The 20963-nt window shown below is 62.2% G+C and carries 19 protein-coding genes; 11 read left to right on the top strand and 8 right to left on the bottom strand.

Translation table 11 applies throughout. The features are described from left to right. The first annotated feature begins 37 nt into the window (after positions 1 to 37). Positions 38 to 286 carry a hypothetical protein gene (locus tag KHO23_RS25570; RefSeq protein WP_211614437.1) on the top strand — a complete coding sequence of 83 codons (249 nt, stop codon included), beginning with the start codon at positions 38 to 40 and terminating at the stop codon, positions 284 to 286. 85 nt (positions 287 to 371) lie between these two features. On the opposite strand, the gene KHO23_RS25565 is transcribed toward KHO23_RS25570, so the two are convergent. After that, positions 372 to 941: a cysteine hydrolase family protein gene (locus tag KHO23_RS25565; protein ID WP_211614274.1), complete on the bottom strand. Its 570-nt coding sequence runs from the start codon at positions 939 to 941 to the stop codon at positions 372 to 374. Positions 942 to 1091: 150 nt separating this feature from the next. On the opposite strand from KHO23_RS25565, the gene KHO23_RS25560 reads away from it, so the two are divergent. The 3 genes from KHO23_RS25560 (at position 1092) to KHO23_RS25550 (ending at position 4984) form a co-directional block, all read left to right on the top strand. Continuing rightward, positions 1092 to 1679, top strand: a complete 588-nt coding sequence (locus KHO23_RS25560) for a nucleotidyltransferase family protein (RefSeq protein ID WP_211614273.1) — start codon at positions 1092 to 1094, stop codon at positions 1677 to 1679. A gap of 626 nt (positions 1680 to 2305) precedes the next feature. Continuing rightward, complete coding sequence (locus tag KHO23_RS25555; protein ID WP_211614271.1) at positions 2306 to 3235, top strand: hypothetical protein; 930 nt, start codon at positions 2306 to 2308, stop codon at positions 3233 to 3235. A 282-nt stretch (positions 3236 to 3517) separates the two neighbouring features. Then, positions 3518 to 4984, top strand: a complete 1467-nt coding sequence (locus tag KHO23_RS25550; protein ID WP_211614269.1) for a UdgX family uracil-DNA binding protein — start codon at positions 3518 to 3520, stop codon at positions 4982 to 4984. Between the two features lie 32 nt (positions 4985 to 5016). On the opposite strand, the gene KHO23_RS25545 is transcribed toward KHO23_RS25550, so the two are convergent. Then, positions 5017 to 6318: a type II toxin-antitoxin system HipA family toxin gene (locus tag KHO23_RS25545; RefSeq protein ID WP_211614267.1), complete on the bottom strand. Its 1302-nt coding sequence runs from the start codon at positions 6316 to 6318 to the stop codon at positions 5017 to 5019. Continuing rightward, positions 6315 to 6626 carry a helix-turn-helix domain-containing protein gene (locus KHO23_RS25540; protein ID WP_236066993.1) on the bottom strand — a complete coding sequence of 104 codons (312 nt, stop codon included), beginning with the start codon at positions 6624 to 6626 and terminating at the stop codon, positions 6315 to 6317. The genes KHO23_RS25545 and KHO23_RS25540 overlap by 4 nt, the downstream gene beginning before the upstream one ends. Before the next feature lie 495 nt (positions 6627 to 7121). Here KHO23_RS25540 and KHO23_RS25535 point away from each other — a divergent pair, with 495 nt between their 5' ends. Together KHO23_RS25535 and KHO23_RS25530 are read left to right on the top strand one after the other, a co-directional pair. Further along, positions 7122 to 7826, top strand: a complete 705-nt coding sequence (locus KHO23_RS25535; protein ID WP_211614263.1) for a PIG-L deacetylase family protein — start codon at positions 7122 to 7124, stop codon at positions 7824 to 7826. 154 nt (positions 7827 to 7980) lie between these two features. Continuing rightward, the gene (locus KHO23_RS25530) at positions 7981 to 8133 is read left to right on the top strand and encodes a hypothetical protein (RefSeq protein ID WP_165614491.1); all 153 of its coding nucleotides are present in this window, start codon (positions 7981 to 7983) and stop codon (positions 8131 to 8133) included. Positions 8134 to 8220: 87 nt separating this feature from the next. On the opposite strand, the gene KHO23_RS25525 is transcribed toward KHO23_RS25530, so the two are convergent. Genes KHO23_RS25525 through aepX form a run of 3 tightly spaced genes read right to left on the bottom strand, consistent with a single transcriptional unit; the run spans position 8221 to position 12184 of the window. Continuing rightward, a complete protein-coding gene (locus KHO23_RS25525) occupies positions 8221 to 9288 on the bottom strand; it encodes a 2-aminoethylphosphonate aminotransferase (protein WP_211614262.1) in 1068 nt (355 codons plus the stop codon). Between the two features lie 11 nt (positions 9289 to 9299). Further along, positions 9300 to 10466 carry a phosphonopyruvate decarboxylase gene (gene aepY, locus KHO23_RS25520; protein ID WP_211614260.1) on the bottom strand — a complete coding sequence of 389 codons (1167 nt, stop codon included), beginning with the start codon at positions 10464 to 10466 and terminating at the stop codon, positions 9300 to 9302. Next, positions 10463 to 12184 (bottom strand): phosphoenolpyruvate mutase, encoded by a 1722-nt coding sequence (gene aepX, locus KHO23_RS25515; protein WP_211614258.1) that lies wholly within the window; start codon positions 12182 to 12184, stop codon positions 10463 to 10465. The genes aepY and aepX overlap by 4 nt, the downstream gene beginning before the upstream one ends. Before the next feature lie 1237 nt (positions 12185 to 13421). On the opposite strand from aepX, the gene KHO23_RS25510 reads away from it, so the two are divergent. Further along, the gene (locus KHO23_RS25510; RefSeq protein ID WP_211614256.1) at positions 13422 to 14966 is read left to right on the top strand and encodes a methyl-accepting chemotaxis protein; all 1545 of its coding nucleotides are present in this window, start codon (positions 13422 to 13424) and stop codon (positions 14964 to 14966) included. Positions 14967 to 15631: 665 nt separating this feature from the next. Then, a complete protein-coding gene (locus KHO23_RS25505; RefSeq protein ID WP_211614254.1) occupies positions 15632 to 17392 on the top strand; it encodes a peptidoglycan D,D-transpeptidase FtsI family protein in 1761 nt (586 codons plus the stop codon). A gap of 51 nt (positions 17393 to 17443) precedes the next feature. On the opposite strand, the gene KHO23_RS25500 is transcribed toward KHO23_RS25505, so the two are convergent. Then, a complete protein-coding gene (locus tag KHO23_RS25500; RefSeq protein WP_211614252.1) occupies positions 17444 to 18559 on the bottom strand; it encodes a GGDEF domain-containing protein in 1116 nt (371 codons plus the stop codon). A 312-nt stretch (positions 18560 to 18871) separates the two neighbouring features. On the opposite strand from KHO23_RS25500, the gene KHO23_RS25495 reads away from it, so the two are divergent. After that, positions 18872 to 19129 carry a DUF2866 domain-containing protein gene (locus KHO23_RS25495; protein ID WP_120295794.1) on the top strand — a complete coding sequence of 86 codons (258 nt, stop codon included), beginning with the start codon at positions 18872 to 18874 and terminating at the stop codon, positions 19127 to 19129. Positions 19130 to 19150: 21 nt separating this feature from the next. Here the strand turns inward: KHO23_RS25495 and KHO23_RS25490 are convergent, their stop codons facing one another. Beyond that, entirely contained in the window at positions 19151 to 19789 is a 639-nt protein-coding gene (locus KHO23_RS25490) for a glutathione binding-like protein (protein ID WP_211614250.1), read from the bottom strand. Between the two features lie 65 nt (positions 19790 to 19854). On the opposite strand from KHO23_RS25490, the gene KHO23_RS25485 reads away from it, so the two are divergent. Together KHO23_RS25485 and KHO23_RS25480 are read left to right on the top strand one after the other, a co-directional pair. Then, positions 19855 to 20535: a TetR/AcrR family transcriptional regulator gene (locus tag KHO23_RS25485; protein WP_211614248.1), complete on the top strand. Its 681-nt coding sequence runs from the start codon at positions 19855 to 19857 to the stop codon at positions 20533 to 20535. A 68-nt stretch (positions 20536 to 20603) separates the two neighbouring features. Next, positions 20604 to 20762 carry a hypothetical protein gene (locus KHO23_RS25480; RefSeq protein ID WP_211614246.1) on the top strand — a complete coding sequence of 53 codons (159 nt, stop codon included), beginning with the start codon at positions 20604 to 20606 and terminating at the stop codon, positions 20760 to 20762. Positions 20763 to 20963: the final 201 nt, after the last annotated feature.

Genomic DNA, 20963 nt, shown 5'->3' with positions numbered 1-20963 from the left:
CTTAAGCGCAACGTCCATAGTTGACACGCGCCGCTGCATGTCTGGTTGCGCTTTCAACGATTCGAGCCGGTTCATCGTGACTCGCTGCCGGGTCACAGTGAATCCCGTTGCATCGCGTCGACAACCTGATCCGTACATCAACTCGCTCGGCGTGCGCGGCATCGGCGAGATCGGCATCACCGGCGTGCCGGCGGCGATCGCGAATGCGGTGTATCACGCGACCGGCGTGCGCGTGCGCGATCTGCCGGTGACGCTTGATAAGGTAATGGGGGTGAGGCAGGCGTGAAGGGGGGGGTGTGGCGTGTGGATGAGAACCGCCACGCGCACGATGCGGCTGCGCTGCGTGCGTGGACCGAAGCGCTGCGGCCGCGCTAAGTGCGTAACGCGCGGCCGACGATCTCGGCGGTGGTCGCGATCTGCGCATAATCCATCGCGAGGTTTGCGAGCGACAGCGCGTGAATATCCTCGGCCGCCCACAAGCGGCCGTTCAGATCGCGCATGTCGAAGGTAAAGGCTGCGTCGCTCGCCACCAGCGCGGTGAAGCCGAGGTTGCCGGCCGTACGCGCGGTGGCTTCGACCGAGTTGTTCGTGATCACGCCCGCGATCACAACCTGAGCGATCTGCCGCGCGCGCAACCAGCGTTCGAGCCCGCTCGCGATAAACGCATCCGGCACGTTCTTTTCGACGACATGCTCGTTGCCGTTCGGCTCGAACGCCGTCTGAAACTCGACGCCGTTCTGCCCCGGCCAGAATACCGAGTCCGGCTCACGGGAAATGTGGCGCACGTGCACGACAGGACGCGCGGTGGCGCGCCAATGGGCGAGCAAGGCCGCGAGATGGCGCTCGGCGTCGGGATTGTTGCGGCGGCCGAGCTTCGGAAACTGCATGCCCTTTTGCAGGTCGATCAGGATCAGCGCGGCATTGTCGTCGAGACGCTTCATGGCGATGAAGATTCGCTTTGATGTGAGGTAAGCGGCTCATTGTACGGGCACTGCCGCGCATGGTGGCGCCCGTCGGCGTATGCATTGGTGCTTGCCTGCCGGTGCGTTGCATCGCACAATCGGGCTCATCCTTTCTACCGGTGCCCGTCCATGGCCTACGCCTCGCTCGCCACTGGCGTGTTGCTCGCTGCCGGCTTCGGCTCACGCTTCGACCCGGACGGCCTGCACAACAAACTGCTCGCGCACATGCCCGACGGCACGCCGGTCGCACACGAAGCCGCGCACCGGCTGCTGCATGTCGTCACGCGTGTGCTGGCCGTGGTGCGGCCGGGCTCGGACGCCCTCGCGCGCCTTCTGAACGATGCCGGCTGTGACGTGGTGTTCGCCGCCAACGCCAATCGAGGCATGGGCGCGAGCCTCGCCGCCGGCATCGAAGCCTGTGGCGACGCCGAAGGCTGGATCGTCGCGCTCGCCGACATGCCGCGCATCGCCACCACCACGATCGAAGCGGTGGCGCGTGGGCTCGACGGCGGCGCTTCGATCGTCGCGCCGTTCTATCAGGGACAGCGCGGCCATCCGGTCGGCTTCGGCGTCGAACATCGGGACGCACTGATGACACTCGACGGCGACACCGGTGCACGCGCGCTGCTGACCTCACAGCGGGTGATGCGGTTGAACGTCGACGACCCCGGGATTCTGCGCGACGTGGATACGCCGGAAGATTTGCGCAATGTTTAGTTTTAGCGCAGTGGCGCCGTCCAGGAACCGGTGTGGGAATTGAATTGTTGAAACCAGATATCCAGGCTGATCAACGATTTGTTCAAAAATTGAGTACCCGCAGGCAACGCCCGAAACGAATTCGTCTGATTTGAGACGCCAATTAGTTGAACTGTCCGGATAAGAGGATTGGCTCATCTGCCGCGCAGGGAGTTTCCTGATTACCGTCGGGTACTTCTTGCCGCACCACTCACCGTCGAGGCGCAGCAAGCCGGTAAAGTCTTTCGGATCGGATGTATAGTCGTATGCAACGCATGATCATGTCTGCCGCGGCCGCGCTTGCACAAAATGCCTCACTCGAACTGGCTCCGCCGGCGCCGCGACTACGCGCTCCATAGGATGTGCCGGAGACAATTACAGCTCGCTCCATTGCTGCATCACGCAGTGCATCACATCTGAATCAGAACAGGCGAATAGATTTCGGGGACACAATCTGCTTCTTGCGCGCTGGCCGGTGGATGTGCGGAGTTGTTGACGCTCATCCGGGCACCGAATGCGGGGATCGAAGTGCATCCACGCGGCGGAGCCGCAGCCTCAGGTTCGCATAGGTGCTGCCGCCAGGCTAACGCGACTGAGGGATGGGATCCATGAAACGGTTCAAGAAATTTCTCGAGATAACGCTCGTTTTCCTGGTCGTTCTGTGGACGGGCTGTCTCGACGCTCAAGAGCGTGGAGCCGGCCCGCAAGCGGCTTCCGGCGCGCCAAATCCCTTTGTGGCACCGTTCGGCGTCCCTCTGGCGCCCCCGATCTACCTCGTCAACTTCCTGCTCCTGTACTTTGCAAATCCCGAAATTGCTGCCTACATGCCCGCCTACAGGGTGCCGCTCCCTCAAGAGGTCTACGACTGCCTTTTTACTGCTGTCAAGAATTCCTACAGCTGCCCTTACAGTGAAATGGCGCAATACTTTGCCGCGCAGGCCGTCACGAGTGGAGGTAGTCAAAACAAGGACGCTTCATGGCCGTCCTCTTGTCAGACGAACCCGAGATGGGCGAACCTGGCGCCGCCTCAGTACCGACTGCCGTATCAGATCAACCAGCCATTGGGGAGGAACAACGCGGACAGGATCGCCCAGCTCCTGGGCGTCGACCAGGGGATGATCCTGACCGATAAAGAATATGCATGCATGATCGGGACACCTCCCAGAGATGTCGCCCAAGAAATAATCTTCGCTTGCTCAGTCAACCTCACTAATTCGACGGGAAAAACGAACCTTCCCCTTTCGAGTTACGGACTGTATCTCAGTGAAGGAAACGTCCGCAGCAATTGCGCCCCTAACGCGCCCTGCCTCGAGTTCAATGCGCTGTTCGCTGGCCCATTGGAGGCCATTGCCGCGAGGTGCGGATTCGCGGATAAGTTAGCGCGCCTGGTCACCCAAACACCGATGCTCGAGTTCATCGGCGAAGGCCACGATTGTCAGACGAAGTGGATGCCTTCGTGCATCGCCGAAGCCGCTTGCCCGGGCAATGGCCGCCAGTCGAACAACAGCTGCGCGCCCCCTCTCAAAGGGGCCCAGTAGCGTGGTGGCGTTGCGAGATGGGTGGCCGAGATTTCGGTATGTTCAACGTCCGATTCGGGTCGACTTTTTGCCCTTCGAGCCCTTGAGCCCTCGAGCCCGGGAAGTCTGCTGAATTCCGCAATTCCGATCTCACGGAATGTGCCCGAGTCTCACTCAGCCAGTTTCCCTGCAGTAGCGGCGGACTTGATCCAGGCGGGCGTTTTGGCGGATACTGTATATCCATACAGTATTTGGGCCGCATGGGTACGCGCATGACGCTGCGCGCATCCACGGCGTGTCAGCATGAAACGTATTCCGATCGAACTGTCTTTCGCCGCATGGCGGCGCGCCTCGCGGGCGCTGCTGCGGCAAGGTGTCGAGCCATCGCAAATCGAGTGGGTTGAGTCTGAAGGTGAAACTGCGGCGCCAGGCATGCCGGCTACTGAGTCCGCGTTCGCTACCGCAGGTGCCTCTCACACAGGAATCGCCGCCGCCCCTGCCCTCACCGCGCCCGCCATTCCCCGCGAACTGCTCTCCTGGCTGAAAACAGCCGCATGCTTCCGCGCATCAGACCGCTGGGCGCTGCTATACCGCGTCCTATGGCGCTGGACCCACGGCGAACGCCACGTCCTCGATCTGAACGACCCCGACGGCGCGCGGCTCGATCAACGCATCCAGGCGATCGAACACGAAACCGAGGACCTGCTGACACTCACCTTGTTCAGACGGCGTGATCCGTCGATGGGGCCACCCGAATTCGTCGGCTGGTACGAGCCGCATCATGACTTGCTGGAGCGCGCCGCCGCGCGGTTCGCAACTCGCATGGGCGATTCCACATGGATGCTGGCCACGCCGTACGGCGCAGTGTTCTGGAACGGCATGTTGCTGCGCACCGAATGGCCGGCAGCGGAGGAACACGAACCAGCCGAGCGCGCGTTACCGGCAAACACCATGACCGGTGAAGCCATCACCAGCACACCCACGGAGGCCCTCTGGCTCGCGTACTATGCCAGCGCCGTCAACGCCCAGCCGTCGCCCGTGCCGCTGCGCTACTGGAGAACGCCGCCAGCAGGTCCGCCGCTGCCCGCACGCCTCGCGCGCGAGCGCAGCCGTCTCGGCGCGCAGAGCGCCGCCGTCACCGTTCCCCGCGCGCCGCCGGTCGAGTATTCGGCGATGGCACCGCCTTTGCTGGAGCCCACTGGCCCGCTCTCCACCTGCCGGCGCTGCGCGTTATGGCGCAACGCGAAGCAGGCGGTTGCGGGCGCCGGGCCCGCAGCGGCGGCGATCATGGTGGTCGGCGAACAGCCCGGCGAGTACGAGAACCAGCACGGCGAGCCCTTCACCGGCCCGGCGGGTCAACTGCTGGACGCCGTGCTTGCGCGCGCCGGACTGGAGAGGAAGGCGCTGTATCTGACTTATGCCGTCAAGCATTACAAATGGGAAACGCTCGACCGGCAGCGCGTCCATCGCACGCCTGCGCGGCGCGAAGTCGAGGCTTGCCAGTATTGGCTTGAAAAAGAACTGACGCAGGTCGCGCCACGCGTGGTCGTCACACTCGGCGCAACCGCGCTGAAAGCGCTGACCGGCGCGCACGTCAATCTGTCCGAATACCTCGGTCAAACCATTGCCCACGAGGGACGCCTGATCGTGCCGGCATGGCATCCGTCGTACGCGCTGGGAACGGCTGACGCCAGGTTGCGCGACGACATCCTGGCGAGCATTGCGACGGCGTTCAGCCGCGCAGCGGCGCTGGCGGGCAGCGGCGCGTAACTTTCTCGCTCGAAACACGGTGCACCCCCTGCTCAGAGCAATGTCGCGACCGCCTCCATTTGCCCGTTCTCGAAGGCAGGTTCAAAGGCATCGAGGTCGGCGTCGGTCATGCCAACCGACGCCGATCTCGCAACACGTTTCCAATTCCTGACCGCGTTATAGACCTCGCCGAGGACACGCCTAGCCTCGTCGGCAGCAAGCTTGAAGTAGCCCGCTTCGTTCACTGCAGCCTCAATCGAGTCGACCGGGCCGTAGTCCTCATTCAGCCATAGTTTCAACTCGGGATCCTTATCCGGGAACGGGTTGACGTCGAAAGCCGGCGCGAGCCGCCATTGCCCATGCTCGACGTGCAGGAAACCATGGTTTTGCACGTGGTCGTCCACGTTAGTGATAAGCAGATTGAACACAAGTCGCCGCCACAACTCCTCAAGGTCGCGCTTCGGGTCGACGCAACGCGCGATGATGCAATCAGCTATCTGCGTGTAGGCATGCTCGTCTTGCCGTGAAGCCTGCAGCATGGAACCGGCCGAGAGGTATGGAATCCGGCCTCCGTGCGCGACGCGGTCAAACCGGCGCACCAGTGCCACGGGAACCTCTTCCGACATGACGATGCGCGACTCCGCGACTGTGATACCCGCCTCCGCAGCCAGATGAAGAGCGAGGACCTCGCCGCGCGTCACGCTGCGATCGTCCTTGATGCTTGGAAACTTGCCGATGGCCAAATGCCCATCGTCATCGAGAACAGTGCACTTGGGCCGCATACCACCGAGAGATGTGCCACGACCGCGCAGGTACCTCAGGTCCGCCTCAGTTTCCTTGTTCATCTCGACCGCGCGCGTGGCGCCAATCAGGTGAGCCAGTTCGAGTAGCGGCGGCGTGCCGCGGCCTCCGTCTTCGATGGTGCGCAAATAGTTACCCGCCTCGTTGATCAGGCGCAAAGCACCGATGCGACTCATGTCGTCGACGCCCAGCAGGTAGTCCATCTCCGTCAGCCCGGCGCGCGGCACCTCCTCGCCTTTCTCCTGTGCCGACTTGCGACGCCTCGCGTGATCACGCGCGATGACCCGGCATCCCCATCCATCGGGCTCGGTGTCCGCAAATGCGAAATGGAAAATCGAGTCATCTCTTGAGGACGGCTTGCGAAACTGATGACCTTCCACCAGTCGCAGATCGGGCGAAATCTCGAAACGATTGGCCGATGTCAGCCAGGTCTCGTGATAGGCAAACGTTGAGCTTTCTCGTGCACCGTCCCTATTGAAAGTCAGGCTGCCGACCGGAAGCGCGGCCTGACCGAGTGCGACCTTGACGCTCTGTTGCAAAACCGACCGCTTCATAGCGCCCCCGATTCAGGCGTGACGCGTTTTTTGCGAACGCGCTGCGGCAACTGCTGGTTCATAAGAGTCAGTCCGATGCCGTCGGCCGCCGTGTCGAGCAACCCGTTGATTTTGTCCAACTCGCCGAGCACCAGAAACGCTTGCGCAATGGTTCCGATCGGGATGCGTTCGTCCCCGTGCTCCATGCGGCGCAGCGTAGCCACAGACGTCTGAATGCGCTCAGCCAACGATGCCTGGGTCAGCCTTCTGCGGCGCCTCGCCAGCGCGAGGTCGGCCCCCAACTTCTTCAGCGCGCGTGCAACTGGCATAGGAAGAGGATCTCGCGAACGTTTAGCGCTCATCTGTGAGCGCTTATCTGCCTTTATAGTGTCCATGTGAGCGGTTACAGCGCATTCGGATAATAACGTTATTATCTGCGCGTGCAGGCTGGCCGGTCAAGGAAAAGAGTCAGTTAATCGCTCACCTGTGAGCGATTAACCGTCCTTATCGCTCACAGGTGAGCGGCAAACGTCAATCCACGCGTTCCGCTTGCGTTCGCAGACGTCCAGCGTACACCCACCCGTCAAACCACACGTAGAAGGTGAGCACATTCAGGAACCGCAGCCCGCGGGACGGTGAGCTTCTACGGGACGCCTTGCAGCATCCGGAACATCCAGGCACGCGGTTTGCGCACCTCACAACGGTTACACAAGCCGCGCCAATTCCGCCTAAGCTGATGTGACGCCGCCAATCCAGCAAGTTCGTCTCGCGCCGCACTAACGCTTCGAATGCGGCCCCGCGCGTTTCGAAACCACCACACATTCATGAGCGAAACCAGCCCACGCCTTTTCATCGTCTCGCCCCATTTCGACGACGCCGTCTTCAGTTGCGGCGCACTACTCGCCGCCCATCCCGACGCCGCGGTCTGCACGGTGTTCGCCGCGCCGCCCGAGCAGGAAATGCATACCGAATGGGATGAAAAGTCGGGTTTCACGAGCGCCCATCAGGCCATCCACGCCCGCACGCTCGAAGACAATCTCGCACTTGAGGTGCTCGACGCGATTCCGCTTCGCATGCCGTTTCGCGACAACCAATACATGGACTCGCCGTCGATCGCCCGATTGGCGGCAGCGCTTGAAGAGACCATCTACCGCACGACCGCGAATACGCTGCTCATGCCGCTCGGCCTGCATCACGAGGATCATGTACGGGTGTTCGAAGCCTGCTGCGAAGTCCTGCCCCGCCTGTCGCATCTCACATGGTTCGCCTATGAGGACGCGATTCACCGCCGCACACCCGGTGCCGTGAAGGCGCGCCTCGCCGACCTCGCGCAACGCGGCATCGTCGCCACGCCCGCCTATCCGAGCGCGAGTCATACGATCGATCTCCCGCGCCGCACCCAGCTTAAACGCGAAGCGGTCAACGCCTATGAAAGCCAGCTGCGCGCTTTCGGCGCGGGCAATTACGACGACGTTTTCGCCGCCGAACGCTACTGGCAATTGAGCGTGGGCCGCCGCGGGAAAAAGTAAGGGCCGTGACGTGCTGGATCGCCTACGCTAGAAGGAAACGGTCCGCGTGCTGAATCGCCTGCGATTGAAGGAAACGGCCGGCGTGCAGGTGGATTCGACCGCCAACGGCCGCCCCCCCCGCTTTCAGCTCGCTTCTCAGCGAAAAGGTGATGCAATGAGCTACGACATGCATACCAGTCCGATCCCCGATCCAAACGCCGATCCGAACCGGGACCCGGAAGCCGATCCGCTCGTGCCGCCGTCGCCGGGTCATCACACCGAGGAGCCGCAGCGGCCCGATGGACCGCCGGACAAAGACCCGGTGTGACGCCGCCGTGCGCCTGTGGCCGGTCGTCGCCAGGTCGTCACCAGGTTGCGACTGGAACGTGCCCTGACGCACGCCTGAACGCGTGCCTTAGCGTGTCAACGCGGTAAAGCCTTCCAGGAGACGGTCAATGTCGGCCGCGTGGATGTTGCCCATCGTCGAGATGCGGAACAGCTCGGCCGACAGCCCGCCTTGACCGGCATAAATGACGAAACCGCGCGCTTTCAACGCGTCGTGCAGTTGCGGATACGAGACGCCGTCCGGCAAGCGATACGCGCGCAGCACCACCGACGACTGCTCCGGCGGCAACACGCTGCCGATGCCCCGCTCAGCCAGCCCCGAGCGCGCCTGCTCGGCGAGCGCGGCGTAACGCGCGTGGCGCGCACGCCAGCCCCCTTCGTCGGCGAGTTCGCGCAGCGCTTCGACCAGCGCATAGTACGCATGGACCGACGGCGTGAACGGCGTATTGCGCTGGTCCTGCAACCGCGCGAGGCGCCCGAGGTCCAGGTAATACGTGCGGCTTGCCGCCTGCGCGAGCGCCGCGCGCCGCACCAGCACGAACGAGGCGCCCGGCACACCGTGCAGACACTTGTTCGCGGTCGCCGCGACGGCGTCGAGACTGGCGTCGGCGAAATCGATCGCTTCCGCACCGAAGCTGCTGACACCATCCACCAGCAAACGCAGACCACGTTCGCGGCACATGGCGCCGAGCGCCTGCAGATCGTTCAGACGGCCGGTCGTAGTTTCGTGATGAATCACCGCGACGTGCGTGAACGCCTGGTCCGCGTCGAGGCGTTCGGCGATCTTCGCGAGATCCGGCGCCTGCATCCAGTCGTGTTTCAGCGACGCATGCGCGATGCCGTATTGCGTGGCGATCTGCGAGATACGCTCGCCGTACACGCCGTTTTCCACGACCAGCAGCTTGCCGTTTTGCGGCACCAGCGCGGCGGTCATGCTTTCAACCGCCGCCGTGCCGGAACCGGTCATCAGGACCGCCTGCCATTCGTTGGCGTCGAGGCCGTACAGTTCGACCAGACGTGTGCGCGCCTCTTCCTGCAAGTCGAAAAACTCGCTTTCGCGATGACACAGATCCGTTTGCAACAGGCTGTTGCGGACGCGTTCGGTGAGCGTCACGGGGCCTGGATTGAGCAGCAGCATAAGCACACTCCTTAAGCGGCGCCGATGTGGCGCATCAGGCGCGTCTTCACATCGGGCGGGGTAATAGTGGGACGCGGGAGGCCATCGGGCGTACCGCGGCGAATCGCCAGTCGCGCGAAGCGCGGACCATGAGGCGACGGCGCTGATTCGAACAGTTCATCGATCAGGTTGATGTCGTCGCTTTCGATTGCCGACGCGTAACCGCAAGCCGCGGCGACGCCTGCAAACGATACCTGCGACGACACCGTCGCCTGACCGCCGGTCGAGTCGTGTGCGCCGTTGTCGAGGAGCACGTGCGTAAGATTCGACGGACCGTACGCGCCGAGCGTGGCGAATGCGCCCATGCGCATCAGCGCGGCGCCGTCGCCGTCGAGCGCGACCACGTGCAGGTCAGGACGCGCGAGTGCGAGACCCAACGCGAAGGGCGTCACGCAGCCCATTGAGCCGACCATGTACAACTGATTCGGACGGTCGTCGATTGCATAGAGTTCGCGGCCGCAAAAACCCGTCGACGCGAGCACCACTGTCGATTCGACCGGCGTGTGCGCGATGACTTTCCGCAGCGCGTCGTGACGTGAAGCCAACTCAATGGCCGTGACGTTTTTAAATTGCGAACGCGGCGCTGCCGGCACTCGACGAGCTGGTGAATCGCCCTCTTTCAACTCGTACGGCGCCACGCTGCCCTTTTGCATCACGAGCGCGTACGGACGGCCGGTTTCATCCATATGAGCGATGGCGCGATCCAGCGCCGGGCCGATCGCGTCGGCTTCGGTCGGGAAGGTCTCCCACGGAATCTCCATCGTATCGAGCATCGCGGGCGTGACCGGTCCCATCAACGCGTGCTGCGGTTCGTCCGCGACGCCGGGTTGACCGCGCCACGTGACGATCAGCAATTGCGGCAGACGGAAGGTCCATGTGAGCGAGGTCAACGGGCTCACCGCGTTGCCGAGGCCGGAGTTCTGCATCATCGTGATGCCGCGCCGGCCGTTTTGCGCGCCGAGGGTGACGCCTGCGATCAACGCGACCGCATCGCCTTCATTGGCGGCCGAGACGTAATGCAGCGATTCATCCTGCAAGACGTAGTTGATGAACGGCGTCAGATACGAGCACGGCACGCCTGCATACCAGTCAAAGCCGCGTTCGCGCGCCGCCTCGACAAACTGTGCTGCCTCGATCATTGCATCGCTCCGCTAGCGTCGTTCGTCTTGCTGCCGCCCGCTGCCGCGAACGGCGCTTGCGCATGGGCGAAATCGCCGGCACGCCGGAAATCCTCCAGATCGTTCACCCCGCGCCAGTGGCCGTGCACGTATTGCACTTCGATTGCTTCACCCGCTTCGATCAGCGCATTGAGCAGCGTGGGCATGTCGAGCGAATCGAAATCCGGGCGTGCCTGCAGTTTGCCGAGTACCGCCTGCAGGCGCTCACGACCCGTATCGCGAACATTCAGGAGCCCCACCCAGCGGCCATGCGGCGTTTGCGAAGCGATGGCGGAGGTTGCCTCCTGCCCGCTCGACACGTGACGCAGCGTGACCTTGTTGCCGAACAGGCCGCGATCGTCGGCTGCCGAGCACCATGCGAAATCGCGCACGCTGGCGTTTTCCGGATCGGTCAGCGACGAATCGACCACCACGCTGAACGCGGCTTCGCTCTCGACGAGATCGCGCAGGATGTAGCTACGGAACAGCAGATCGCCGTACGAGACGACGGTGTCGCCTGCAAGCGTGCCGACTGCGCAGGCGAGCGACGCCAGCTCGCCGGTGTGCGCGTGACGTTCATTGACGACCAGCTTGATACCGGCCGTATCGATCGCATCGGCGCGATAACCGCCGACCACGGTGATGTCATTGACGCTCTGCTTCTTGAACGCATCGACGAGCCAGCGCAGGAGCGGCTTGCCTGCGATCGGCAGCATGACTTTCGGACGATCCTCGGTGACGGCTTCGAGCCCTTTGCCGCGGCTTGCCGCGAGCACGATCGCCGCGCCGGCCGCGCGTCCGCTCGACAGATAGCGGTCTTCGGCTTCCGAGTATTCGTCGGCGTCTTGCAGACGGAAGATTTCGTTGACGGCGGCGATGCTGTCTTCGACGTTGACGAGCGTTTCGCTTGCGTGGATGTCTTTGGCGACGGCCTGCATGGCCGAGGTTGCCGCGCGAATCAGATGATTCGCCCAGATGACCGTGCTGATGCCGGCTTCGCGGAACACTTCGGTGGGCGTGCTGTAGTACTTGGTCGGCACGATGACGAGCGGCGCACGGCCGGCCCATTCGCGCGCGAACTCGAGAATTTCATCGGGGCGCGAGAGTTTGCTGTGAATCAGGATCGCATCGGCGCCGGCTTGCCGATAGGCTTCCGCGCGACGCAGGGCTTCGTCCATGCCCCAGCCGGCGATAAGCGCTTCGACGCGGGCGACGATCGAGAAGTTTTCATCCGACTGCGAGTCTTTACCGGCTTTGATTTTGCCGCAGAACTCGTCCATATCGGCGAGCGGCTGGGCTTCGCCGTTGATGAAGCTATTTGTTTTCGGAAATTGTTTGTCTTCGATACAGACGCCGGCGATGCCGCGTTGTTCGAGTTTGCGCACGAGGCGGCGCACGTTGTTGAAGTTACCGTAGCCCGTATCGCCATCGAGGAGGATGGGCAGATCGCTGGCGTCGGCCATGAATTCGAGGGTATCGACGACTTGTGTCCAGCTGGCTTCGTTGTTGTCGCGCACGCCGAATTGGGCGGAGATCGCGAGACCCGAACCCCAGATCGCCTTGAAGCCGGCTTCGCGGACGATACGGGCGGAGAGACCGTTATGGGCCTCCATCATGAATTCGAGTTCATGGCTGACGAGCATCTGGCGCAGGCGTGCGCTGCGCGAAGCAGAGATGAATGCGGGTTCGCGGGCGTTCATTTTCTTTACTCCTTGTGGCGGGCTTATTGAGGCTCTTTTTTTGCCCGGCTGGCGGCTGAAAATGGGCGACTATAGCTGAAATCGTTTTTATGGGTTGTCTGGGTGGTATTTGGTTTTTTTGATGTTGTTGTTAAGTGGGGAAATGTGTTGTTTTTTGCATTCCATGCAATGCGGGTTTGGTTTGGATTTTTTTGGCGTTATGTGGAGGAATGTTATTTCCCTATACTGGGCTTGGTTTTGTTGTGGTCTTTATTTTGTTTTCTTTTGTCTTATTTTGGTGGTTCTTTTGGTTTTGTATTGTCTTTTATCATTTCATTTCTGCACTTATTATGTTAGTGGTCTATTAGCGTTGCCCCTGTGCGGGGCGGCACTTACTTTCTTTGCCGCCGCAAAGAAAGATAAGCAAAGAAAGCGGCTCAAACCGCTAATTCTTAAGCGGGTCCCCTGGCTTGGAGGAGGCAGTGGTGCATCTGGAATCTGTGTTCCCGCACATTCAGCCCTGGTGACAAAGCCGTCATTCTTCCGGCGGCGCTGCGCGCGCCGCAGCGGTACTTCGTAAAACCATTCGCTTCGTTTGATACCCGTATTTTTCTCGCGAGCGTGACTCGTCATTGCATTGCTACTGCAAGACGCCGACATTTGATTCACCGTTGTCGGTGCCATAAGTGCGCAGACGTTTTTGATGGTGTGAGGCCGACGGTCCCCGGCGCCAAACGAAGCCCCTGGATTCCCATGCATACCCATCCGCGACGCACGCAGTGCGGAGTGGGAGCGAATGAGCCCTTAGTCACTAACGCGGAGTGTGCGAGGGCACGGATTCCAGATGCACCACTACCGTGGCTGCGCGGGGGACCCGCTTAAAAGTTAGCGGTTTGAGCCGCTTTCTTTTGCCTACTTTTCTTTGCGGCAGGCAAAGAAAAGTAGGTGCCCCCCCGCACAGGGGGAACGCTAATAGACCGATAAGAAAACAAGGAAAGGCCAACGCCACAGGCAGCCAGACGCTAGCGAACCACTAAGAAATCAAACAAAAACCAACCCCATAAAAACACAGCCAAACCCAAGCCCCGCAAATTAGTCAGACAAAAAACAACGGGTTTCCCCTCCCCTGCGGAGCAACCACCAACAAGCCGTAAACACAGCAAGCGACAAGCCAATCGCTGCAAGCGAAAAAGTGAAAGAGCAACCACCCTGACCGACCACCTCGCGAAAGCGAAAGCAAAAGCGAAACCCCATTGCTATGACTCTGAACAAAAAACTAGCCTCAATGATCGCGGTCCTCTGGACCGGCCTGATCCTGATCGGCGGCTTCGGCGCATGGCAAAACCGCGCGTCGATGATCTCGGACCGCCGCGATCAACTCACCGCGTTGATCGACCAGGCCAACCATATCGTCAACCGCTACTACACCCTCGCCCAGCAACACACGATCACCGAAGACGAAGCCAAAAAGCAGGCGCTCGAAACGCTCGCCGCGATGCGCTACGGCAAAGACGGCTACATCTCCGTCAACAACTCGCAATCGGTCATGTTGATGCACCCGATCAAGCCGGAACTGGTCGGCAAGAACATGACGCAATTCACCGACCCGGCCGGTCATCACCTGTTCACCGACATCGTCGACGCAGGCAATCACGAGGGCGGCGGCTTCGTCGACTATCTATGGTCCAAGCCCGGCAGCGATAAACCCGTGGCGAAAACCAGCTTCTCCCTGCACTTCGCGCCCTGGGACTGGTACCTCGTCACCGGCATGTACATGGACGACGTGCAGCGCGCGTTCTACGCCAATCTGCTGCGCTGGCTCGTCATCACCGTGACGCTCGGCACGATCGCCACCGTCGTCATGCTGCTAGTGTTGCGCAGCATCCGCCGCACGCTCGGCGGCGACCTCGAAGTCGCGGTCGAAGCAGCCCAACTGATGGCGCGCGGCAACCTCGCCACGCAGGTGCCGGTACAGGCGAACGACACCGGCGGCAGTCTGTTGCACGCACTTCACACCATGCAGGCCGGCCTCGTCGATACGGTTTCGCGCGTGCGTCTCGGCACCGACAACATTAATATCGGCGCGACCGAAATCGCCGCCGGCAACACGGATCTCTCACAGCGCACCGAAGAACAAGCCGCGGCGCTCGTCGAAACGGCGTCGAGCATGGATCAGATGACCGTCAACGTGAAGCAGAACGCGGACAGCGCGCTGCAAGCGGCGCATCTCGCCGGTCAGGCAGCGGATGTGGCCACGCGCGGCAGCCGCGTGGTCGACGACGTGGTCCGCACGATGGGCGAAATTACCAGCAGCTCACGGCAGATCGGCGACATCATCGGCGTGATCGACGGCATCGCGTTCCAGACCAACATTCTCGCGCTCAACGCCGCCGTCGAAGCAGCCCGCGCGGGCGAACAGGGACGCGGATTCGCTGTGGTCGCCGCGGAAGTGCGCAGCCTCGCGCAGCGCTCGGCCACGGCCGCGAAGGAAATCAAGGCGTTGATCGAAACATCCACCCATACCGTCGAAGCCGGTGCGTCACTGGTCGCCAACGCCGGTTCGACCATGGGCGAGATCGTGCAGTCGGTACGCCGCGTGAACGAAATCCTCGAGGAGATCAGCAACGCTTCGCGCGAACAGAGCGCGGGCATCGAACAGGTCAATCGCGCAGTCGGCGAAATGGATCAGGTCACGCAACAAAATGCCGCACTCGTTGAAGAAGCCGCCGCCGCGGCCCATTCACTGAAAGATCAGGTGGGCGTGTTGCGCGAGGCGATCTCGAGCTTCGCCCTGCCGGCCTGAGGCCACCGGCTTCCTTCAGGCAGGGGAACATCAGGTGAAGGGAGCATAAAAAAAGAAGGCGCTCTACAGGCAGAGAGCGCCCCTTTAACACGCCGCGTCGGAATCGACGCATTAATCGAACGAACCAGCCGCGCGGATTTTTCAAGTCCGCGCGGCTTTTTTGTGGCCGCTCGTGGCTATGGGCGCAACCGCGTCTGCTTGGCGAATGCGCAGGCCCTGCCGTTCAGCGAACGCTTATCGCGCGCCTTGCGGCAAGCCCCGACGCGGCGACTTTCCTCTCGCGCGTGCGGTCTCACCAAGGCCTGCCCTCATGGTGCGCCACCGCCTCTACCTGCTTGCGGGCATCGCCGAAGTCATGTCCGCCGCCATGACGGGCATGCGCCGCGGCATTGAGATCTTCGGCAACTATCTCCTTGCATTGGCCTCGCATCGACATTACGTTTTAATTACAATCAGGGCAGCGTCGATTGCCGCGGCCGGCGCCGAATGGCTGCGCCGCCGGCAAAAGCATTCACCGCCGCCGATTCGGGCGGCGCAAGCCAATCCCGCTGCACGCCACGCGCGTGCGGCTTTCACTCGAGGAGCTCGCTCGACAGCCACGCGCAACAGGCCGCCGGCGTTGCCGGTTTCAGTTCGCAACGCATCGCTGTTCGTTCACCGCACTCATGGTCCAAAAGAAGAAATCTCAGTCGCACGATCCGTACGCGCCCGTCGCGAAGAACCAGCTGCTGGCCGCGCGCCTGCCGATGTGGCGCTCGAAATTTATCGTCCTGCTGGTGTTCGGCGCGTTCGCGTCGCTGGCGGGTCGCGCGTTCTGGGTGCAGGTGGCCAATCAGGACTTCTACGTCGATCAGGGGCAAAAACGCTATCAGCGCACCATCGAGCTCGATGCGACGCGCGGGCGCATTGTCGACCGCAATGGCTCGATGCTCGCCGTCAGCCTCGCGACCTATGAGATCTGGGCCTCCCCCAAATTGCTCGACGAAGCCGCCTTCGCGCCGCTTTCGAAGCTGCTCGATTTGCCGCTGGCGGAACTGCGCCGGCGTCTGAACGGCGACAAAACCTTCGTGCTGCTCAAGCGCCAGGTGGACGCCGACACTGCCGATCACCTCAACAAACTGGGCCTCGCCGGCATCACGCAGATTGCGGATTCGAAGCGTTTTTATCCCGAAGGCGAATCGGCGGCACACGTGGTCGGCTTCACGGATATCGAGGACAACGGCCAGGAAGGCGTCGAGCTCGCCGCCAACGAGCAACTGCTCGGCGTGCCGGGCCAGCGCGAAGTGATCCGCGACCGTCTCGGCCGGGTCGTATCCGAAACCCGTCCGCTCGTGCCCGCGCAGAACGGCGACACCATCCACCTGACGATCGACCGGCGCATTCAGCAACTCGCCTACGCGCAACTGAAGGACGCCATTGCCAAACATCACGCTGAAGCCGGCAGCGTTGTCGTGCTCGATGCGCGCAATGGCGAGATTCTCGCGCTCGCCAACTATCCGAGCTTCGATCCGAACGACCGCGCGCGTCTGACCGGACGGCAACTGCGCAATCGCGCGGTGGTCGACACTTTCGAGCCGGGCTCGACGATCAAGCCGGTCGTCGTCGCGCTCTCGATCGACGAAGGCAAGGTACGGCCGCAAAGCATTATCGACACCGCGCCGGGCTGGTACAAGATCGGCCCGGCCGTGATTCACGACACGTCGAATCATGGCGCGATGACGGTTGCCGAAGCAGTGCAGAAGTCGAGCAACATCGCGCTCGCCAAGCTCGCACTGAATCTGCCCGCCGAAAAGATCTGGAACAAGTATCAGGAATATGGCCTTGGGTTGAGACCCGAGCTGACCTTTCCGGGCGTCGCGTCAGGCAAGGTGCGCCCGTACAAACGCTGGCGTCCGATCGAACAGGCGACCATGGCGTACGGCTACGGTCTGTCCACTTCGCTGCTGCAGATCGCGCAGGTCTACACCGCTTATGCCGGCGACGGCACCCTGCATCCTGTGAGTCTGTTGCGTAAAGAAGGAAACACCGACAGGGACGCGGACGGAAACGCGGCTGCGAATGACGCGGCGCAGGCCACCGGCAAAGGCCATGCGGTCACCACGCCCGCCACCGCGCGCGCGATCCGCTCGATGCTGGAAATGGCGACTGGCCAGGGCGGCACAGGGCGCGCCGCGGCCGTGGAAGGCTACCGGATCGGTGGCAAAACCGGCACGGCGCGCAAACAGGTCGGCGCCACCTACGCGAAAAACCGTTACCGCGCGCTGTTTGTCGGCATGGCACCGATGAGCGACCCACGGCTGATCGTCGCCGTCATGATCGACGACCCGGCCGGCAAGGCGTTTTATGGTGGGACGGTGGCCGGGCCGGTGTTCGGCGCGGTGACGGGCGGCGCGTTGCAATTGCTGGGGGTGCCGCCGGATGCGTGAGGAGCGCTCCGTCGCCCCGTGAATCGTGCAGCGCCATTGCAGCGGCGACGGCTAACGCGGCGCGTTATCGCCGTCCGCTTTCACGAGCGCCTCGATGCGGTTGCGGCCGTTGCGTTTGGCCTGATACATCGCCCGATCGGCTTCTTCCATCATCGCGTGGCCCTGCGCGGCCGCATCGGCCGGCGCACCGGTAATCGTGCGTGCCGCCACGCCGATCGACACGGTCAACGCGATGCGTTCGCCGTGATCGTCCTGCAAATCCAGCCTTTCTACGGCTAGCCGCACGCGCTCGGCCACCGTCAGCGCATCGGCCCGATCGCCTTGCAGCAGCGCGGTAAACTCTTCGCCGCCGTAGCGTGCCACGGTATCGCCCAGCCGCACCTGCTGTCGCACACAGGCCGCCACCGCTGCCAGCGCGCGGTCGCCGGTCTGATGTCCGTAGGTGTCGTTGATACGCTTGAAACTGTCGATATCGATGAAAAGACACGCCACCGGTACGCCATAGCGGACCGCGCGCATGATCTCCTCGCGCAGCCGTTCGTCGAAGTAGCGGCGATTGGCGAGGCCGGTCAGCGAATCGGTCATACCGAGCTGCTTGAGCCGCTCACGATGCGCGACATTGTCGAGACTGGCCGTCACGATGCTCGCGAAGCGCTCCAGAATATCCGTTGCCATGCCTTCGGCGAAGCGGCCCGGATCGTCGCTGCAGAGGCACAGATAGCCGCTGACGGTATCGCCGGCGGCAAGCGGCAGCAAGATCGCGCTCGCCGGCGTGCCGGCGTCACCGAAGAACGCGCGCCGTGCGGTTTCGTCCAGCTCGCTCAGCTTGCCTAGCCACGGCCGCCCTGCGTCGCATAGACCCTGGGCGGCGAGACCGCCTTCACGTGACGTTCTCAGATTGGGCTGGTCGAGCGCATGCAAAGCGCCCGGCTCAAGCAGTTCGAGCAACATCGGCGCGCGGTCGTCGAGCCACAACGCCACCCTCGCGAGCGAGAATTCTTGCGGCAGATGGCTAAACAGCGTGTCGAGAAACGACGCGAAATCCTGCGCGCCGATCAACTTCAACTCGACGTTCTGGAACCGGCGCAGCGTGCGCTCATTGTGCTGCACAGTATCGACGAGCGAGCGAAGGCGGTCTGAAAGCGGCGTTTGAGCGAGATTCGTCACGTTATCAATGATGCGGGCCCGGAGGCGAAGCGGGGTCGGCGGCCCCAATCGCTGTAATAACGGCCAATTCCCCAAGGTCTTGAGGGTTGCATCACCGCACATGCAAAACAGCGGCTTAACGAGACGATCAGGCAGAGGGACCAGGCACGGGGATTTTGAGCGCGATCTTAAGTTTGGCTTAATTCTGACCTGTAACTATGACGCACAACATCCCCTGTTGAGCCGCCAGAACATCGGCGGCGCTTTTTTATCCAGGGGTGTCGCCGACGCGCCGATAGATGGACAGCATGCCTGCGAAGAAGGAGTCAAACGATGGTGGAAGACACGGTATTCGAGCATTTGCGCGCGATGCCCGGCAACGAATGGGTGCGCCAGATCCACTCGTGCAAGGTCTCGGACCCTTTGCAACCCCCTTGGGGACGCTCGTACAGACTCGTCGAATGGACCATGAAGCACACTCCCGAGTCTAGCCGCCGCGTGGTGCCCGCGGAAAGCACGCCACTCGAAATCGCCCAGGCGGTCGTGTCGCACATTCCGGGGCGCCGCTTCTGCCAGCACAGCGACGACTAATCGCGCAGCCGGCAACCTCCCTCAGCTTTTCGCGCGCTTCGCCACTTCTTCCTTAAACAGCGCGAATTCTTCCGCAGCGGCTTTTGCCACACTCGGGCGCTGCATCAGCCGCTTGTAGTACTCAGCCACCGCCGGCCATTGCGACAGGTCGACGCCGCCATACGACGCCCAGTTCAGCACGGTGACCAGATAGGCGTCGCCCACGCTGAACGCGTCGAGCAGATACTCGCTTTGCGCCAGATGATCTTGCAGAACGCCTAGCCGCAACGCGGCCTTGTCGCGTGCATAGCGCTTTACGTCTTCAGGCGCACGCACATCGAGTAGCGGCACAAACACCGCCTTATGCAACTCCGTGCTGATAAAACCCAGCCATTGCTGCAGCCGCGCGCGCTGCGCCGTGCCCGCGGCGGGCGCGAGCCGTGCGCCCGGAAAATGATCGGCCACATACGGCAGGATCGCCGTGTTTTCGGTCAGCAGCCAGCCTTCGTCCGTACGCAGAACCGGCACCTGCCCAAGCGGACTGATCGGATAGAAGTCCGAGCCATCCGACAATTTTTTCGACTTCGTGTCGACCTGAATGTACCCAGCCTGCGCCCCCGCCTCGTACAGCGCGATTCGGGTGGCCAGTGAACAAGCGAGCGGCGAGAAGTACAGATCCATGGGGAATCCCCTGTCGTTGGTGTTTTTGTACTATATTGCATTTAAATCACTTCAACCATATTTTTATGCCGACCAGTACAAAAAAAGAAGTCCGCCCTCGCGGCCGCCCGCGTGCCTACGATTCCGACCAGGCGCTCGCCGATGCAAGAGACGTGTTCTGGCGCAGCGGCTACGCGGGCACCTCGCTGGATCAGTTGAGCGCCGCGACCGGCATGAACCGCCCGAGCCTGTACGGCGCATTCGGAGACAAACATGCGTTGTATCTGACCACGCTTGAACGTTATATCGAGGCCGGCCGGCTCGCGATGGTTCATGCGCTCGGCGAAGACCGGCCCTTGCCGCAGGCGCTGCTGCGCGTTTATGACGGCGCGCTCGCGTGGTACTTGCCCGTCGACGGCGATCCGCTCGGCTGCTTCATGATCGGCACCGCCGCGGTCGAAGCGGTGGATGACGTCGAGGTCCGCGTAGCGCTTGCCGAGGGACTGCGCACTTATGACAAGGCGTTTGAGAAACGCTTCAAGCTGGCGCAGGCCACGGGCGAACTGGCCGCCGATGCGCAAGTGCCGCTCCTCGCAAAGCTCGCGTCGGCGATTTTGCACAGCCTTGCGTTGCGCGCCCGCGCGGGCGACTCGCGCGCATCACTGCGGGCGACAGCGGTTGCGGGGGTGGCATTGCTCTGCGGCAATGCGGGCGAGCCGGCTGTGTCTGCAACAGGAAAAACCGCAGCGAAGGGACGTGCGCGATAGCGCGGAAGGTGTTTCGCCCGCGTCGTTTAGCATCCTCGCGGATCATAGGCGGCCGGATAGCAGTGCCTTTGCAATGCTTGACAGTCACGCAGAACGGTTATGCCTATGATGGATTAATTCGCCCGACACCCAATGGTTTCGCCATGAACTATCCGTATGACATACTGACCGCCGCCTGTCTTTTCATCATCGTGGTCTCCACCTCCATCATGCTCGCGCTCACCTGAGTGGTGGTGTAACGCCCCCTCTTGCAGGGGCTGCGAACCGCTCAACGCGCGCTACGCGGTTCCGTAAAAAGACGGGATATACTGTACATATATACAGGTGCGACCTGAAGGTCGCTATCGCAACTGTCTTGCCGATAGTAATCGGACAAGACCTGCTGTTCTGCCAGCAGTAGCCTACTCGATCGTGCGTCGCCGGTAACG

Source organism: Paraburkholderia haematera (genome assembly GCF_905220975.1).
In the GTDB taxonomy this organism is placed as follows: Bacteria; Pseudomonadota; Gammaproteobacteria; order Burkholderiales; family Burkholderiaceae; genus Paraburkholderia; species Paraburkholderia haematera.
The sequence above is the reverse complement of the archived record's forward strand: the minus strand, read 5'-3'. Positions and strand labels throughout refer to the sequence as shown.